The sequence below is a fragment of the Pseudoflavonifractor intestinihominis genome (assembly GCF_040096055.1).
In the GTDB taxonomy this organism is placed as follows: Bacteria; Bacillota; Clostridia; order Oscillospirales; family Oscillospiraceae; genus Pseudoflavonifractor; species Pseudoflavonifractor intestinihominis.
The window spans coordinates 33,741-50,998 of the sequence record NZ_JBBMFK010000002.1; the positions used below are offsets into that span (position 1 = coordinate 33,741).

At 61.9% G+C, this 17,258-nt stretch carries 15 protein-coding genes and 2 tRNA genes; 4 read left to right on the forward strand and 13 right to left on the reverse strand.

Features of this window, described 5'->3' with window-relative positions; translation table 11 throughout:
- Nucleotides 1–13: 13 nt before the first annotated feature.
- From lon to rplS, 11 genes are all read right to left on the reverse strand, one after another.
- Nucleotides 14–2,419, reverse strand: a complete 2,406-nt coding sequence (gene lon / locus WMO64_RS01500) for an endopeptidase La (RefSeq protein ID WP_349230771.1) — start codon at nucleotides 2,417–2,419, stop codon at nucleotides 14–16.
- A 112-nt stretch (nucleotides 2,420–2,531) separates the two neighbouring features.
- The gene (clpX, locus tag WMO64_RS01505) at nucleotides 2,532–3,851 is read right to left on the reverse strand and encodes an ATP-dependent Clp protease ATP-binding subunit ClpX (RefSeq protein ID WP_294519172.1); all 1,320 of its coding nucleotides are present in this window, start codon (nucleotides 3,849–3,851) and stop codon (nucleotides 2,532–2,534) included.
- A gap of 150 nt (nucleotides 3,852–4,001) precedes the next feature.
- Nucleotides 4,002–4,583, reverse strand: a complete 582-nt coding sequence (gene clpP / locus WMO64_RS01510; protein WP_006572465.1) for an ATP-dependent Clp endopeptidase proteolytic subunit ClpP — start codon at nucleotides 4,581–4,583, stop codon at nucleotides 4,002–4,004.
- A 151-nt stretch (nucleotides 4,584–4,734) separates the two neighbouring features.
- Nucleotides 4,735–6,135 carry a trigger factor gene (gene tig, locus WMO64_RS01515; RefSeq protein WP_349230772.1) on the reverse strand — a complete coding sequence of 467 codons (1,401 nt, stop codon included), beginning with the start codon at nucleotides 6,133–6,135 and terminating at the stop codon, nucleotides 4,735–4,737.
- A gap of 115 nt (nucleotides 6,136–6,250) precedes the next feature.
- Nucleotides 6,251–6,940: a metallophosphoesterase gene (locus tag WMO64_RS01520; protein WP_294519166.1), complete on the reverse strand. Its 690-nt coding sequence runs from the start codon at nucleotides 6,938–6,940 to the stop codon at nucleotides 6,251–6,253.
- Between the two features lie 25 nt (nucleotides 6,941–6,965).
- Nucleotides 6,966–8,453: a threonine synthase gene (gene thrC / locus WMO64_RS01525; protein ID WP_349230773.1), complete on the reverse strand. Its 1,488-nt coding sequence runs from the start codon at nucleotides 8,451–8,453 to the stop codon at nucleotides 6,966–6,968.
- Complete coding sequence (locus WMO64_RS01530; protein ID WP_349230774.1) at nucleotides 8,441–9,394, reverse strand: dipeptidase; 954 nt, start codon at nucleotides 9,392–9,394, stop codon at nucleotides 8,441–8,443. The genes thrC and WMO64_RS01530 overlap by 13 nt, the downstream gene beginning before the upstream one ends.
- 30 nt (nucleotides 9,395–9,424) lie before the next feature.
- On the reverse strand, nucleotides 9,425–9,784 hold the full coding sequence (locus WMO64_RS01535; protein WP_349230775.1) for a YraN family protein: 360 nt from the start codon (nucleotides 9,782–9,784) through the stop codon (nucleotides 9,425–9,427).
- Between the two features lie 41 nt (nucleotides 9,785–9,825).
- Nucleotides 9,826–10,458 (reverse strand): ribonuclease HII, encoded by a 633-nt coding sequence (rnhB, locus tag WMO64_RS01540; RefSeq protein ID WP_349230776.1) that lies wholly within the window; start codon nucleotides 10,456–10,458, stop codon nucleotides 9,826–9,828.
- The gene (gene ylqF / locus WMO64_RS01545) at nucleotides 10,455–11,342 is read right to left on the reverse strand and encodes a ribosome biogenesis GTPase YlqF (RefSeq protein ID WP_349230777.1); all 888 of its coding nucleotides are present in this window, start codon (nucleotides 11,340–11,342) and stop codon (nucleotides 10,455–10,457) included. The genes rnhB and ylqF overlap by 4 nt, the downstream gene beginning before the upstream one ends.
- Nucleotides 11,343–11,539: 197 nt before the next feature.
- Nucleotides 11,540–11,881, reverse strand: a complete 342-nt coding sequence (rplS, locus tag WMO64_RS01550; RefSeq protein WP_294519148.1) for a 50S ribosomal protein L19 — start codon at nucleotides 11,879–11,881, stop codon at nucleotides 11,540–11,542.
- A gap of 250 nt (nucleotides 11,882–12,131) precedes the next feature.
- On the opposite strand from rplS, the gene WMO64_RS01555 reads away from it, so the two are divergent.
- The 4 genes from WMO64_RS01555 to WMO64_RS01570 all read left to right on the forward strand — a co-directional run bounded on the left by WMO64_RS01555 (nucleotide 12,132) and on the right by WMO64_RS01570 (nucleotide 14,867).
- Nucleotides 12,132–12,875, forward strand: coding sequence for an N-acetylmuramoyl-L-alanine amidase (locus WMO64_RS01555; protein ID WP_349230778.1), 744 nt, complete (start codon nucleotides 12,132–12,134; stop codon nucleotides 12,873–12,875).
- Nucleotides 12,876–12,890: 15 nt separating this feature from the next.
- A complete protein-coding gene (locus tag WMO64_RS01560; protein WP_349230779.1) occupies nucleotides 12,891–14,171 on the forward strand; it encodes a glycoside hydrolase family 18 protein in 1,281 nt (426 codons plus the stop codon).
- Nucleotides 14,172–14,569: 398 nt separating this feature from the next.
- Nucleotides 14,570–14,646: transfer RNA gene (locus WMO64_RS01565), tRNA-Arg, on the forward strand.
- Nucleotides 14,647–14,790: 144 nt separating this feature from the next.
- Nucleotides 14,791–14,867 (forward strand) — tRNA-Arg (locus WMO64_RS01570).
- 140 nt (nucleotides 14,868–15,007) lie between these two features.
- Here the strand turns inward: WMO64_RS01570 and WMO64_RS01575 are convergent.
- A complete protein-coding gene (locus tag WMO64_RS01575) occupies nucleotides 15,008–15,448 on the reverse strand; it encodes a hypothetical protein (RefSeq protein WP_349230780.1) in 441 nt (146 codons plus the stop codon).
- A gap of 10 nt (nucleotides 15,449–15,458) precedes the next feature.
- Complete coding sequence (locus WMO64_RS01580) at nucleotides 15,459–17,246, reverse strand: ABC-F family ATP-binding cassette domain-containing protein (RefSeq protein ID WP_349230781.1); 1,788 nt, start codon at nucleotides 17,244–17,246, stop codon at nucleotides 15,459–15,461.
- Nucleotides 17,247–17,258: the final 12 nt, after the last annotated feature.

Here is a 17,258-nt window from a genome sequence, read left to right on the forward strand (position 1 = left end):
TTCCGTGCCTCCCTTACTGCTTGATGCGGACGTCGCCGTCCGCCCGATGGGACTCCGCCAGTGGGGCCGCCGGGGCCACTTCCCCACCTGCGCAGTCCTGGCACAGCGCCTCGGCCAGAGCCTGATCCGCCTCTTCAATGGACACAAAGTGCAGCGCCCCGCGGACCGTCTGGTCGATCTCCTCCAGGTCCTTCACATTGTCTGCAGGGATCAGTACCGTGCGGATACCGTTGCGCAGGGCGGCCATGGTCTTCTCCTTCAGGCCGCCGATGGCCAGGGCTCTGCCCCGTAAAGTAATCTCGCCTGTCATCGCTACATCCTGCCGCACCGGCGTACCGGTCAGAGCGGAGACCATGGCCACAGTGATGGCAATACCGGCAGAGGGTCCGTCCTTGGGCACCGCGCCCTCGGGGAAATGGACGTGGATGTCCTTTGTCTTATAGAAATCGGCCTCAATGCCCAGCCGGGCTGCCCGGCTGCGGATGTAGGTGAGAGCCGCGTGGGCCGACTCCTTCATCACGTCGCCCAGGTTGCCGGTCAGCTCAATCTTGCCGCTGCCGGGCACCACATTGGCCTCCACCTCCAGCAGTTCGCCGCCCACCTGAGTCCAGGCCAGGCCGTTGACCACGCCCACCAGGGCCTGCGTGGGCCGCTTCTCCGGCTGATAGCGGCGCACACCCAGCATGCTCTCCAGGTTATCTCCTGTAACGCTTACAGACTTTACACCATCTGTCACAACGCGCATTGCCGCCTTGCGGCACACGGCGGCCAGCTGCCGCTCCAGCACGCGGACGCCGGACTCCCGGGTATACCCGGAGATGAGCTCCCGGATAGCGTCGTCCGTCATGCGCAGCTGGCTGCGCTTGAGCCCGTGGCGCTTGAGCTCCTTGGGCAGCAGGTGCTGCTTGGCAATCTGCAGCTTCTCCTCGTCGGTATAGCTGGTCAGCTCAATGACCTCCATCCGGTCCAGCAGAGGCCGGGGAATGGTGTCCATGGTGTTGGCGGTTGTGATGAAGAGCACGTCGGACAGGTCAAAGGGCAGCTCCAGAAAGTTGTCCCGGAAGGTGCTGTTCTGCTCCCCATCCAGCACCTCCAGCAGCGCCGAAGAGGGGTCCCCGTGGATGTCGGAAGCCAGCTTGTCTATCTCGTCCAACAGCAGTAAAGGATTATTACTTCCCGCCTGTTTGATGGCGGTGATGATGCGTCCGGGCATGGCGCCCACATAGGTCTTGCGGTGGCCGCGGATCTCCGCCTCGTCGTGGACGCCGCCCAGAGAGATGCGGGCCAGCTTTCGGTTTGTGGCTCGGGCCACAGACATGGCGATGGAGGTCTTGCCCACACCGGGCGGGCCCACTAGGCAGAGCACCTGTCCCTTCAGCTCGGGGGCAAGCTGCTTGACGGCCAGGAACTCCAGGATCCGCTCCTTCACCTTCTCCAGGCCGAAGTGGTCCCCGTCCAGCGCCTTCCGGGCCGCGGCCACGTCCACCCGTTCCTTTGTCTTTTTATTCCAGGGCAGCTCCAGGCACACGTCCAGATAGTTGCGTAGCACTGTGGCCTCGGCGGAGCCGAAAGGCTGCTTCTCCAGCCGCCCCAGCTCCTTGGTCAGCTTCTCCTCCACCTCGGCGGGCAGCTTGGCGTGGGCGATCTTCTGCCGGTACTCTTCGATCTCACTGTCGCCGTCAACATCCTCGCCCAGCTCCTGGCGGATGACCTTCAGCTGCTCCCGCAGCACATAGTCCCGCTGGCTCCGGCTCAGCCCCTCCCGCACCTTGTTCTGCATGGACTGCTCCAGCTCCAGGATCTCCACCTCCCGGCGGAGCATCTGCTGGAGCTTCTCCAGCCGGCGGACAGGGCGGAGCTCTTCCAGAATGACCTGCTTGTCCTCCGCCCGCATGACAATATTCTGGGCGATGTAGTCGGCAATATAGCCGGGGTCGTCGCTGGCCATCACGCTCAGCAGCACATCCGGGGTCATTCTGGGGGCCAGTTCGGTGTAGGACTCAAACAGGTCGTAGGTCTGGCGGATAAGGGCCTCGGTCCTGGGAGAGTTCTTTACCGGCTCCCCCACCTCGATCTCCCCCACCTGGGCCTGGAGATAGGGCGTGGTCTGGAGCAGAGCCTCCAGTCGGCCCCGGGCCACGCCCTCCACCATGACCCGCACATTGTCCCCCGGCATCCGCAGGATCTGCCGCACTGTGGACACGGTGCCGATGGTATACAGGTCCTCCTGCCGGGGGTTCTCCACCATCAGATCCCGCTGGGCCACCAGGAAAATAGGCTGGCTGTTGGTCATAGCCTCGTCCAGCGCCTTGATGGAGGCCTCCCGGCCCACATCAAAGTGCAGGAGCATGTTGGGGAAAATGGTCAAGCCGCGCAGCGCCAGGGTGGGCATGACGGCGGATATCTTCTGTTCAGACATGGATTTCACTTCCTTCTCAGGGAATGCGAAAGGGGCGGGAGCCACAATCCCCCGCCCCTCAAAATGTTACAGCTGTCTCCCCGTGAGGACGGGCCAGACGCTTTTTTCAAATTCAGGACACGTTGCCCTGGGCCGGCATACCGCCCCGCTCCGCACGGAGGGCCGCGCCGCCAAGGCGGGGCCGCTCGGTCCGGCTGGGGTCCCGCTCAATGATGGGCTGGGCATGGTTCCGGATGGTGTCCGCCGTGATGGTCACGGCGGTGATGGTGGGGTCGGAGGGCACGTCGTACATGACCTGGGTCACGCTCTCCTCCAATACGGCCCGCAGGCCGCGGGCGCCGATCTCCCGCTCAATGGCCTTGTCGGCCGCGGCCTCCAGGGCCGCGGGCTCAAAGCGCAGGGCCACGTTATCGTACTCCAGCAGCTTTTCGTACTGCTTGACCAGGGCGTTCTTGGGCTCGGTGAGGATCTGCACCAGCTGCTCCTTGCTCAGGGCCCGCAGGGTGGTCACCACCGGCAGACGGCCCACCAGCTCGGGGATGATGCCGAACTTGATGAGGTCGTGGGGCTGGACGTCCTTGAGCACGGCGGAGTGGTCCATCTCCTTCTTGCTCTTGATCTCCGCGCCGAAGCCCATGGTCTTCCGGTCCTGCCGCTGCTCGATGATCTTCTCCAGACCGTCAAAGGCGCCGCCGCAGATGAAGAGGATGTTCTTGGTGTTGAGCTGGATGAACTCCTGGTGGGGATGCTTGCGGCCGCCCTGGGGCGGGACGTTAGCCACCGTGCCCTCCAGGATCTTCAGCAGCGCCTGCTGGACGCCTTCGCCGGACACATCGCGGGTGATGGAGGTATTCTCGCTCTTGCGGGCGATCTTGTCCATCTCGTCGATATAGATGATGCCGCGCTCGGCCAGCTCAATGTCAAAGTCGGCGGCCTGGACCAGACGCAGGAGGATGTTCTCCACGTCGTCGCCCACGTAGCCGGCCTCGGTCAGAGTGGTGGCGTCGGCAATGGCAAAGGGCACCTTCAGAATCCGGGCCAGGGTCTGGGCAAAGAGGGTCTTGCCGCTGCCGGTGGGACCCACCAGCAGAATGTTGCTCTTCTGGAGCTCCACGTCCTCCCCGCCGCCGAAGTAGATCCGCTTATAGTGGTTGTAGACCGCCACCGACAGGGCCACCTTGGCGTCCTCCTGGCCGATGATATACTGGTCCAGCACATCCCGGATCTCTCGGGGCGTGGGGATCACGTCGGGGATGTCCGGGCTGGTCTGCTGCTCCTCCGGGTCATAGGTGTCGTCCAGAATGCTCATGCACAGATGGACACACTCGTTGCAGATATAGGCGCCGGGTCCCGCGATGATGCGGGCCACCTGCTCCTGATGCTTGCCGCAGAAGGAACAGCGGACCGATTTCTTTTCGTCGTTTTTTGCCATATTGTTACCTCTTGACTCTCTGTTCGATTGCGGCGGCGCCGGGTGGAGCCTGCCCGGCCTGCATCTGCCGCGGATTCTGCCCGCGGGCCGCCGCCGAAGGAATGCTGGAACAGCGCGGGGGCACAGAATGCTCCCGCGCTGTCTTGGGGGTTATCTCTGGTAGATGACCTTGTCGATCAGGCCATACTCGCAGGCTTCCTCCGCGGACATGAAGTTGTCGCGCTCACAGTCGGCCGTGACCACTTCCACCGGCTTGCCGGTGTTGTCGGCCAGGATCTTGTTCATCCGCTTCTTGATGACCTCCAGGCGCTTGAGGTGGATCGCCATGTCGGTAATCTGGCCCTGGGTGCCGGCGGAGGGCTGATGAATCATAATCTCGGCGTTGGGGAGCGCCAGACGCTTGCCCTTGGTACCGGAGGACAGCAGGAATGCGCCCATGCTGGCCGCCATGCCGATGCAGATGGTGGACACATCGCACTTGATGTACTGCATGGTGTCGTAGATGGCCATGCCGTCGGTCACGGAGCCGCCGGGGCTGTTGATATAGAACTGGATGTCCTTGTCCGGGTCCTGGGCCTCCAGATAGAGCATCTGGGCCACGACCAGGCTGGCAGTGGTGGCGTTGACCTCCTCGCCCAGGAAGATAATGCGGTCATTCAGCAGGCGGGAAAAGATGTCGTAGGAGCGCTCGCCACGGTTGGTCTGCTCCACTACATAGGGTACTAAGCTCATGGTTCATGATCTCCTTTGTTGGATGTAGGGACGCGGGAAGAGGTCTGCTTCCCCGTCCGGCACGTCCGCTCCCATCTCACCCCAGGGCACACACGCCCCTGGAGAAACGGCGGGCAGTCATACTGCTAAAGTATACCCGCCGGCTGGAATCTTATTCCTCGGTCTTGGGCTCCTCGCCCTCAGCCTTGGGCTCCTCAGCCTCGGCCTTCTTGGTGGTTCTCTTGCGGGGAGCGGCCTTCTTCTTGGGCTTCTCCTCGCCCTCGGCCTCGTCCTTCTTGGCCTCGCCCACCTTGCCGCTGTTGTAGACAACCTCGGCGGCCTTCTTGGTCCGCAGCTCGCTGACCAGATCGCTCTCGGCCACAGCGGACTTCACCTGCTCGGCCTTCATGCCATACTGCTCGGCCAGGCGGTTGTACTCGGCCTCCTTCTCCTCGTCAGAGATCTCGATGTTCTCCGCGTCGGCGATGGCGGCCAGGGCCAGCTCCACCTTGATCTGATGGAGGGCGCCCTCCTTGGCCTGCTCACGCATGGCCTCCTTGGTCATACCCATCATCTGCAGGTAGTTGTCAAAGGGGATGCCCTGGGAGGTAATGCGGCGGGCATAGTCGTCCATCATCTGGTCAGCGCGGTAGTCCACCATGGCCTCGGGGACCTCGACCTCCATGTTCTCCACGGCCTGCTCCAGCAGGGCGTTCTCATAGTCGTCCTGAGCCTGCTTCTCGCGGCGCTCAGTCAGCTTCTTGCCCAGGTCGGCCTTGAACTCGGCCAGGGTCTGGAACTCGGACACGTCCTTGGCGAACTCGTCGTCCACGGTGGGGACCTTCTTCTCCTTGACCTCGTTGATCTTCACGTGGAAGACAACGGGCTTGCCGGCCAGGTCGGCGTGATAGTCCTCGGGGAAGGTGATGTCGATATCCTTCTCCTCTCCGGCCTTCATGCCCACCAGCTGATCCTCGAAGCCGGGGACGAAGGAGCCGGAGCCCAGCTCCAGGCTGTGGCCCTCGGCCTTGCCGCCGGCGAAGGGCACGCCGTTGTCAAAGCCCTCGAAGTCCAGCACCACGGTGTCGCCCAGCTGAGCCTCACGCTCCACGGTCACCAGGCTGGTATCCCGCTGGATGTAGGGCTTGAGCTCGTTGTCGATGTCCTCGTCAGTGACGGTGACCTCGGCCTTGGGGGCGGTGAGGCCCTTATACTCGCCCAGCTTCACCTCGGGGCGCACGGTGACGACAGCCTTGAAGGAGAAGCCGTCCTTGCCGGCGTCCAGGATCTCCACCTCAGGCCAGGCCACCACGTCCAGGTTCTCCTGCTTCACAGCCTGGCTGTAGGCCTCGGGATAGATCTCATTGATGGCATCTTCGTAGAACACGCCGGAGCCGTACATGCCCTCGATGATCTTGCGGGGGGCGTGGCCCTTGCGGAAGCCGGGGACAGCGATCTTGCCGCGCTGCTTCTTATAGACCTTGTCGATGGCGGCCTCGAACTCCTCGCCGCTCACCTCAATGACGAGCTCAACCTTGCTCTTCTCCTGCTTCTCTACGCTTTTGACATTCATCTTGTTATTTCCTCCTGTCAGCACCGGGGCAAAAATTGTGCTCACCCGGGCGCCTATTTGCGTTATCCGATTTATACTACCAGATATTTTTCTAAATTACCAGTCTTTTTTCGAATTATTCACAGATTATTTGCGGCTCGAAGTTCAGGTAATCCGCCGACACCAGGTGATACTCCACCCCGCCGCACTTTCCCTCGATGGCCAGCCGGTGGCTGCCGCCGTGGAGATGGCCGTAATAACAGCGCTTCACGCCGTACCGCTCCAGCAGCGCGATGATCTCAGGACAGGTGTATCCCTGATACCGGGGCGGATAGTGGAGAAAGCAGAGCTTCTCCCGTTCCCCCGCCGCCTTCAGGGACGCCTCCAGTCGGATGAGCTCCCGGTTGAACACCTTCTCGTTGTGTCCGTTCTGGTCCTCCTCGTAGAACCAGCCCCGGGTGCCGCAGAGGGCCACGTCCCCGTACTCCCCGCAGTTGTTGTGGAGGATGCTCAGGGTGGTAAAGCCGTTCTCCGTGAAAAACCGGTTCATCTTGGCGGCAGTGGTCCACCAGTAGTCGTGGTTTCCCTTTAAAATATACTTCTTCTTTCCGGGCAGGGCGTCCAGGAAGGCAAAGTCCTCTCTGGCCTGCTGGAGGCTCATCCCCCAGGACAGATCCCCGCAGAGCACCACAGTATCCTCCGGCCCCACCCGCTCAAAGCCCCGCTTCAGCTTGTCCACATATCCCGTCCAGTTGCCGCCGAACACGTCCATGGGCTTGTCCACGGCCAGGGACAGGTGGGTATCTCCGATTGCGTAAAGGGCCATGCCATACCTCCAGGGAAAATTTTCTTCAGCGGAGCATATCCAGGACCGCGTCCACCATGTGGTCCTTGGTGACGGTCTTGTCAAACCGCAGGGCCTTGCCGGCCAGACCGGCCAGAGGCGCGGGGGCCTTCACGCCGGTCTTCTTGGCCAGCTGGGCGATGATGTCGGTGCCGGAGGCCAGTTCCGTCACGCCGAGGGCCCCCAGGACCGTGTCGCAGAACTTGAAGGGGCTGGCGGTGGACACCACGATGGCAGCGGTGTTATCCCCGCTCTCCCTGCGGTACTGCTCCAGCACGTCGTAGGCCACGGCAGTGTGGGGGTCGATGAGGTAGTGGAACTTGTTCCACACCTTGGCGATGACCTTCTGGGTCTCGGCGTCGTCGCAGTAGCCGGCGGCAAAGAACTTGCCGATCTTCTTCTTGATCTCCTCGCTGACCTCATAGCGGCCGCCGGCGGCCAGCTGGGCCATGTAGCCCCGGACTTCCTCGTCGTTGTTGTTGCTCAGCTCAAAGAGCATCCGCTCCAGGTTGGAGGAGATGAGGATATCCATGGAGGGGGACATGGTGTTGTAGAACTTCCGGTTGCGGTCGTACACGCCGGTGTTCAGGAAGTCGGTCAGCACGTTGTTGCTGTTGGACGCGCAGATCAGCTTCTGGATGGGCACGCCCATCTGCTTGGCGTAGTAGGCGGCCAGGATATTGCCGAAGTTGCCGGTGGGCACGCAGACGTTCACCGGGTCGCCCAGGGTGATCTTCTCCTCCCGCACCAGGTCGCAGTAGGCGGAGGCGTAGTAGACGATCTGGGGCAGCACCCGGCCCCAGTTGATGGAGTTGGCGCTGGAGAGGAAGTAGCCCCGCTCCGCCAGCTCCGCGCGCAGCTTCTCGTCGGAGAACAGCCGCTTGACGCCGGTCTGGGCATCGTCAAAGTTGCCCACCACGGAGCAGACGCCCACGTTCTCGCCCTCCTGGGTGTTCATCTGCAGCTCCTGGATGGCGGAGACGCCGTCCTTGGGGTAGAACACCAGGATCTTGGTGCCGTCCACGTCCCGGAAGCCCTCCAGAGCGCCCTTGCCGGTATCGCCGGAGGTGGCCACCAGGATGCAGGCCGTCTTCTTCTCGTCGTTCTTCTTCAGGGAGGCGGTCAGCAGATGGGGCAGCATCTGGAGCGCCATGTCCTTGAAGGCACAGGTGGGGCCGTGCCACAGCTCCAGGCAGTAAGTATTGTCGTCCACCTTGCGGACAGGGGCCACCTCGCGGACGTCGAACTTGTCCTTGCTGTAGGCCTTGGCCGCATAGGCGGCCAGCTCAGAGGCGGTAAAGTCGTCCAGATAGGGCTTCATGATGTACACGGCCCGCTGCTGGTAGGACATATCCGTGAGGGTTTTCAGTCCGTTCTGGGACAGCTTGGGAAACACCTCCGGGGTCAGAAGACCGCCGTCCTCTGCAAGCCCCTGTGCGATGGCCTGAGAAGCGGCAAGCCGCATCTGCTTGTTTCTTGTGCTCACATAGTACATACTTTACTCACAACCCTCATCAGATTATTGAAGAACACATCGCGCACCAGCGCTTCCGCATAATTGCGCCGCAGGAGCCGCTCGTACAGTTCCGCCATATCCTGAATGCCGGACATTCCCCGGGGCATTCTGGCGATCCCGTCCCAGTCCCCGCCGATGGACACGCTCTTCTCTCCCCCCAGGGAGAGGAAGTGCTCCAGATGGGCGATGACCGTGTCATAGTCCGGGTCGGCCCCCAGGAAGTCGGCAAACATATTCAGCCCTGCCACACCATGATGTTCTATTATGGCAGTAAATTGCCCGTCGGTCAAGTTTCTTGGCACAGAAAATACGGCGCGGGCATTGGAATGACTGGCAATGAAGGGACCTTTACACAGCTCCGCCACATCCCAGAAGCCGGGATCGGACAGGTGGGACACGTCCACCAGCATGCCCAACCGGTCCATCCGGCGGACGAACGCCTTGCCCCGCTCCGACAGCCCCCTGTCCTTCTCCTCCGCGTTGGACCCGGACAGGACGTTGGCGTGGTTCCAGGTGATGTTCACCGCCCGGACCCCCAGGCGATAGGCCTCATCCAGCTTCTCCAGGTCGCAGTCCAGCAGTTCCGCCCCCTCCACCGAGAGAAAAGCGGCGCACTTCCCCGCCCGGAAGGCGGCGTCCGCCTCCTTAGCCGTGCGACAGTGCACTGCAAAGTCGCGGTTGGCCGCCATCTCCCGTCGGAAAACGGCGTATTCCGCCTGAAACAGCTGCCACGGCGGTAGCTCTGCTCCGTCAGCGGTGTCGCCAAAGATGGCAAAGAACTGGGCGTAGGGCCCAAAGGCCGCTGTCCGCTCCAGGTCCAGATGGCCCTCGCTTCTGCGCAGGCCGCCGCCTGATACCAGGCAGCGGGAGATGGTGTCGCAGTGGCCGTCAAACAGGCATACTCGCTCCGTTGGAATCACTTCCCTCTCCGTCCCGGCTGGCGGGACGGACTAAAATGCGTTCTCAAGATAGATGATGCGGGGCTGGGCCGTGGCCGTCCCCTGGGGGGCATAGACCTCCGCCACGTCAAACCGGGGCTGCCGCTCTGTGGGGTTCTGGGCCAGATAGAGCTCCGCTGTGGTGCGCAGGCGCGCCTGCTTGCCCCGGTCCACAGCGGCCCGGCCGGGGGCGAAGCGGTCGCTTTTGCGCAGCTTGACCTCTACAAAGAGGAGATACGGGCCGTCCTCCGCAATGAGATCGATCTCCCCGAAGCGGGTCCGGTATCCCGAGGCCACCACCCGGCAGCCCCTCCGCCGCAGCTCTTCCGCCACCAGGGACTCCCCCCAGCGGCCCAGCAGGCTGGTGTTCATACGCCCTCTCTCCTCTTTTTGCTGTAAAGCTTTTCTGCTATTCAGTTATTGTCCTGAGCGGCCTCCGGCTTTTTCAGAAAACTCTTTCTATGGATCGGGCAGGGACCGTATTTCATCAGCAGCTCAAAGTGCCGCTTGGTGCCGTAGCCCTTGTGCCGCTCGAACTCATACTCCGGGTACAGCTTCGCCATCTCCTCCATGTAGCGGTCCCGGCTCACCTTGGCCAGGATGGATGCAGCGGCGATATTGGCGCTCCGCCCGTCTCCCTTGACCACGGTCTCGTGGGCGATGGTGATGCCATTGTCCCGGTTTCCGTCGATCAGGGCGTAGTCCGGCGCGGGGTCCAGGGCCTGAATGGCCAGCTCCATGGCCTTCATGCGGGCGTTGAGGATGTTGATGGCGTCAATCTCCTTCTCGTCCACCGACGCCACCGCCCAGGCCGCTGCCTTCTCCCTGATCTCATCAAAGAGCCGGTCCCGCCGCTTGGGGGTCACCTTTTTGGAGTCGTTCAGCCCATCCAGAATCAGGCCTTCAGGGAGGATCACCGCTCCGGCGTACACCGGACCGGCCAGGGGGCCCGCCCCCGCCTCATCGGCGCCGCAGATGAGCCGGTACCCCCGCTCCTTGCAGGCGCGTTCGATCTCCCACAGGTCAACCTGCACCGTCTGCTTCATTCTGCTTCCTCCGCAACCGTCTGGGGTTTCTCCAGTGTAAAGCGTCCTAGCTTTCCAGCGCGGAACTCATCCAGCAGCACCTTTCCCATCCGCTCCGTGTCCGGCTCGCCGCCGGAAATGAGGAATCCACGCTTCCGGGCCGCCTGCTCCAGGAGGGCATAGCCGTAGGCAAGGCCCTCCTCCTCGCCCCGCTCCGGCACCGCCACCTTGTAGCGCTCCGTCAGGGCGGCGGGATAGGCGGCCGCCAGCTCCTCCATCAGGTGGCAGGCCAGGGTCTCGGTGTCCATGATCTCGTCCTTCACCGCGCCGGTAAAGGCCAGATGGAGGCCGGTCTGGGGGTCCTCAAACTTGGGCCACAGGATACCCGGCGTGTCCAGCAGGTCCAGGCCGGAATCCACCGCCACCCACTGCTTGCCCCGGGTGACGCCCGGCTTGTCGCTGGCCTTGGCCGACTTCCGGCGGGCTACCTTATTGATAAAGGTGGACTTGCCCACGTTGGGCACGCCCACGATCATGGCGCGGATGAGCCGCCCCACCTGGCCCTTGGCCTGCCACTGCTGGATCTTGTCCTTCAGGACCTCCTTGACCACGGGAGAGAACTGGTTGATCCCTTTCCCCTCCTTGGCGTCGGTCTCCAGCACGGACCAGCCCTTGCCCCTGAACCAGTCCCCCCACAGGCGGTTGCCCGCAGGGTCGGCCTGGTCGGCCCGGTTGAGCACGATGAGGCGGGGCTTCTCCCCCACCAGGGTGTCAATGTCCGGGTTGCGGCTGGAGACAGGGATGCGGGCGTCGATCACCTCGGCCACAATGTCCACGTACTTCAGGTTCTCGGCGATCATCCGCTGTGTCTTTTTCATATGGCCGGGAAACCACTGAATATCCATCTTATTTCCTCCGTATTTCTCAGGCCGCCAAAGGTGCGCTTCTGCGGCCGCAGACTCTGCTTCCTCTATCCGGGGTGCTTCGCCCAGTGGATTTCATTATACACAACTCTACCGGAAAATGGAACCCTGTCCGGTTTGTTTTATAAGAATGCAAATGGGGAGCCGCCTCCCGGCGGCTCCCCTTCTGCGGTTCTGGATTAGAGCTTCTCCTTGATCTTGGCGCTCTTGCCCACGCGGTCGCGCAGGTAGTAGAGCTTGGCACGGCGGACCTTGCCGTGACGGACGACCTCGATCTTCTCGGTGGAGGGAGCATGGATGGGGAAAACCTTCTCCACGCCAACGCCATAGGAGACACGGCGAACCGTGACAGTCTCCTCAATGCCGCCGTGCTTCTTGGCAATCACGGTACCCTCGAACACCTGGGTACGCTCGCGGTTGCCTTCCTTGACCTTGATGGACACGCGGACGGTGTCGCCCACTTCGCACTTGGGGGGCTCGGCCTTGAGGTGCTTCTCGGTAAATGCCTTCATGAGATCCATTATAATTTCCTCCTAGTTTATAGGCGTTCATGCCCGCTTTCTGTCGCCAGGCACAGTTCCCGGCAGCGGCAGAGGACCACCCTTTATTGAGACTGAAATATGATATCACAGGCTTTTCCAAAATGCAAGAAAAACTTCTGTTTTCCTGTTTTTCTTTCTCCTTTACACCCTGCGTGGTGTCTGGATTTCTCCGCTTCACTGGCACCTGCGCCCTTCTCTGCATAGGATATGGCAAAAAGGAGGTATCCCCATGCCCAAAATCTATCTCTCCCCCTCCACCCAGGAGAACAACCTCTACGTCAACGGCGGCACGGAAGAGGAGTGGATGAACCGCCTGGCCGACGCCATGGAGCCCTATCTCGTCTCCAGCGGCATCCAGTTCACCCGCAACACGCCGGACATGACCGCCGCGTCCTCCATCACCGCCTCCAACGCCGGACAGTACGACCTCCATCTGGCCCTCCACTCCAACGCCGCCCCTGACGGGCAGTACGGCCAGATCAGGGGCATTATTGTCTTCTACTACCCCACCTCGCCCAGGGGAAAGCGGGCGGCGGTCATCATGGCCGACAATCTGAAGACCATCTACCCCCTTCCCAACAACGTCCGGGCAGAGGGCACCACCTCCATCGGCGAAGTGCGCCGGGTCAGAGCTCCGGCGGTCTTCCTGGAGCTGGGCTACCACGACAACCCGGACGACGCCGCCTGGGTGAAGAACAACCTGGAATCCATCGCCCGCAATCTGGTTCTCTCCCTCACCGAGTACTTCGGCATCCCCTTCCTCATCCCGATCCCGCCCCGGCAGGGTGTCGTGGATGTCAACTGGGGCTATCTCAATATCCGCAGCCGCCCGGATACCTCCGGCCAGGTCATCGCCAAGGCCTACGACGGCACCCGGCTCACTGTGGTGAACCAGTGGCAGGGCTGGTATCTGGTGCGGTTTGACGGCGTGGTGGGATACGCCAGCAGCGACTTCATCACCCTGCTCTCCTGAGCGGGAGGCCGCGCCATGGTAATCCATGTGGTCGCCCCCGGCGACACCCTTTTCTCCATCTCCTCCACTTACGGCGTCCCGCTCTCCTTGCTCGCCATTGACAACGGCCTGGCCCCTCCCTACCGCCTGGCAGTGGGGCAGGCGCTGGTGGTGCAGTTTCCCCGGCTGACCCACACCGTCCGCCCTGGCGAGACCCTCTCCGCCATCGCCGGTCGGTACGGCATCTCTCTCCGGCAGTTGCTGCGCAACAACCCGGTTGTGGGCGGCGGCTCCCTCATCTACCCCGGCCAGACCCTGGTCATCGCCTTCCAGGGCGAGAAACTGGGCGCCCTCACCGTCAACGGCTATGCCTATCCCTTCATCGGACAGAGCGAGCTTCAGTCCCTTCTCCCCTACCTCACCTACCTGACGCCCTTTACCTACGGCATCACCCCTCAGGGCGGGCTGATCCCGCCCGACGACAGCCAGCTGACCGCCGCGGCGCTCCAGGGCGGCGCCGCCCCGCTGCTCCACCTCTCCACCCTGACGGAGGACGGCAGCTTCTCCAACCAACTGGCCGGCCTGGTGCTCCGCGATATGGCCGTGCAGGATGCGCTGATCGACAATCTGGAGCGGACTGTGCAGGAGCAGGGCTATCGGGGGCTGGACGTGGACTTCGAGTTTGTACCCGCCCAGGACGCGGGCGCCTATGCGGACTTTCTGGCCCGACTGTCCCACAGATTCAACCCCATGGGCTGCCTGGTCGTCGCCGCGCTGGCCCCCAAGACCTCCGCCGAGCAGGAGGGGCTCCTCTACGAGGGCCACAACTACCGCGCCATCGGCCAGGCCGTAGACCGGGCGTTTCTCATGACCTATGAGTGGGGCTACACCTACGGCCCGCCCATGGCGGTGGCGCCGCTGCCCAACGTGCGGCAGGTGGTGGAGTACGCCCTGACGGAGATCCCGGCGAAAAAGCTGTGGCTGGGCATCCCCAACTACGGCTATGACTGGACGCTCCCCTTTGTCCAGGGAGAGAGCCGGGCCAAATCCATCTCCAGCCAGGAGGCGGTGGCCCTGGCGGTCCAGTACGGCGCAGAGATCCAGTACTCCCCACAGGCCCAGTCCCCTTTCTTCCAATACACCGACGAGGCCGGCGCCGTCCACCAGGTCTGGTTTGAGGACGCCCGCAGCATCCGGGCCAAGCTGGCCCTTGTGCCCCGGTACGGCCTGAGCGGCGTGGGCTACTGGAACCTGATGCGGGCCTTTCCCCAGAACTGGCGGGTGCTCAACAGTCTGTACGATATTCTGGACCCGTGAGCCCGGCGAATCGGAGCGGATTTTATCATTCATAATTTGTTCACGCCCCGTTCGTAATCTGTCCATCACTTTCCAGCCGGATGTGGTATCCTTATCATCGTCAGGAACCCATACAACTGACCTCCTCCCTCTCTTTTTTCCAGGAACCTACACTGTCTCCCCGCAGAGCGGCAATCGCTCTCTGCGGGGATGACAGACCAAAATCACAGTGTCCCAGCGGGATGCTTTTATCAGGATATGACTTGAGACGCGGCAGAGCCGCGTCTCTTTTTGTCCTCCTATCCCCGGAGGAAATTTTTTCGGGAAATTTGAAATTTCCTCTTGCATTCTATCTCTTCCTGTGATATTATAATCAAGTCGTCAGCGAGCGGTTGTAAAAATCGCCAGCAAAGCGATATGCGGCTGTAGCTCAGTTGGATAGAGTGACTGGCTACGAACCAGTAGGTCGGGGGTTCGAATCCCTTCAGCCGTACCAATAGGCTTCTGAAATCGTAAGGTTTCAGAAGCCTATTGTTTTACTCTCAGAAGTTTTTCGTTTTTTTCTCATTTTTTACTTGCATTCTCTCCTCCCCTGTGGTATTATAGGTAAGCTGTCAGCAAGAGATATGCAAAGCAGTATGCGGCTGTAGCTCAGTTGGATAGAGTGACTGGCTACGAACCAGTAGGTCGGGGGTTCGAATCCCTTCAGCCGTACCAATAGGCTTCTGAAATCGCAAGGTTTCAGAAGCCTATTGCTTTATCTGTCCTGCACGGATTTTATCCCATATTTGACGGTAAAGCGCCAGAAGCGTCTGAGATAAGACGCTTCTGGCGCTTTATTTTTCCAATCGTTCCTTTTATCGGCCGGCAATGTTTTGGATCTCAGCGCAGAGCTGTCCCAGATCATACTGCCCGGAGACTATGTGAATCTGATGGACCTCCTTGTCAAAGCAGCCGTGCTTCCGCTCCAGCATGGCCGCCACAGGCGCGGGCAGCGTCCCGTGCATGCGGAGTGCAAATCTGTCTTTGATCGTATCCAGATCCGCTGTCACCAGAATGCGAATTGCCCGCTCCGGCAGCAGCGCTAGATGCTCCTGCTCGGAGATGACGTAAATCACGCTCTCGCCCTCCACCGCCTCCTGGAGCTTTTTGCAGAAGAGCTTTTGGGCCACAGCTTCATTGCCGGAGAGGCGCAGATAGTCCCTGCCTGTATACACCCGGGCGTGAAAAATATCCTTCAGCTGGTCCGCCAGAAAAGACTTGCCGGTGCAACTCTCTCCCATGATACCGATTACCATATTGCTCGCCTCACTGCTGATTCTGTTTTTCGATCTGTTCCGCCAGGTCGTTGAGGTAGACCCACCGGTCCATCTTCTCCTCCAGCTCCCCTTCCAGCTGGGCCTGCTCCTCCTGGAGCTGCTGGAGGGCCACATAGTCGCTGGCGCATTCCTCCTGCCGGCGCTTCACGTCGGCCACCTTCTCCTCCAGAGCGGCGATCTCGCCGTCGATGGACTCGTATTCCCGCTGCTCCTTGTAGCTGAATTTCAGCTTTTTGGGTCCCTGGGGCCTCTCCTGCTTCTTCTCAGCTGCCGGAGCTTTGGTCCTGGCCTTCTCCTCCGCCTGCCGGGCGGCCAGGTACTCGGTGTACCCGCCAGGATAGGCCCGAACCACGCCGTCCGCCTCCACGGCGAACACCCGGCGCACCACTTTGTCCAGGAAAAACCGGTCGTGGGAGACCGTGACGACCGCCCCGGGGAAGGTCTCCAGATAGTCCTCCAGAATGGCCAGGGTCTGGATATCCAGGTCGTTGGTGGGCTCGTCCAGCAGCAGCACGTTGGGCGCCGAGGCCAGCACTGCCATCAGGAACAGCCGCCGCTTCTCCCCGCCGGACAGCTTGGAGATGGGACTGTACTGGATGTCCCCCGGGAACAGGAATTTGTCCAACAGCTGGGTGGCGGTGAGAGTGCCCTCAGGGGTCTCGATATAGTTTCCGATCTCCTTGACGTAGTCGATGACCCGAGTCTCCGGGGGCATGACGGGGTTTTCCTGGCTGAAGTATCCGATGCGTACCGTCTCGCCCCGCTCAATCTCTCCCCTATCCGGGGTCAGCCGGCCGGCGATCAGGTTGAGCAGCGTGGACTTGCCGCTGCCGTTGGTGCCCACAATGCCGATCCGGTCGTCCCGCAGGAGCATGCAGTCAAAGTCCCGCAGCACTGTCCGCCCCTCAAAGGACTTGGTCACCCCCCGCAGCTCAATGGTCTTCTTCCCCAGGCGGCTGGAGATGGCCGACAGGGTCAGCTCAGCCCGCTGCTCCGGGCCCTTCTGCTCCTTCAGGGCCTCGTACCGCTCCAGGCGCTCCCGGCTCTTGGTACCTCTGGCGGTGGGGCCCTGCATCACCCACTGGTACTCCCGCCGGAGGATGGACTGCCGCTTGCGCTCACTGGCCTGGGCCATCTCCTCCCGCTCCGCCCGGATGCGGAGATAGTCCTCGTAGTTGCCCTCATAGAAATAGAGCTTGCCCCGCTCCACCTCCGCCATCCGGGTGACCACCCGCTCCAGGAAGTAGCGGTCGTGGGTCACCATGGCCAGAGCCCCCTTGTACTGGCGGAGATAGTCCTCCAGCCAGCGGACCATCTCGCTGTCCAGGTGGTTGGTGGGCTCGTCCAGAATGAGCACGTCGCTCTCGTGGACCAGGGCGGAGGCCATGGCCACCCGCTTCCGCTGGCCGCCGGACAGGGTGCCCACACGCTGGTCAAAATCCGTGATGCCCAGCCGGGTGAGGATGGTCTTGGCCTCGTACTCCGCCAGCTCCCGGGCCTCGGGAGAGAGTCCGGCGAACACCTGCTCCAGCACGGTACGGCTCCCCTCAAAGGCCGGGTTCTGGGGCAGGTACTCCACCCGCACATTGGGATCCAGAGAAACGGTACCCTCATCCGGCTCCTCGGCCCCTGCCAGGATCTTCAGCAGCGTGGATTTTCCCGTGCCGTTGATGCCGATGACCCCCAGCTTGTCCCCCTGGTTCAGGTAGAGGGACACCCCGTCCAGCAGCACCTTGGTGCCGTATGCCTTTTTGATGTGCTCCGCCGACAAGAGCATATGTCATTCCCC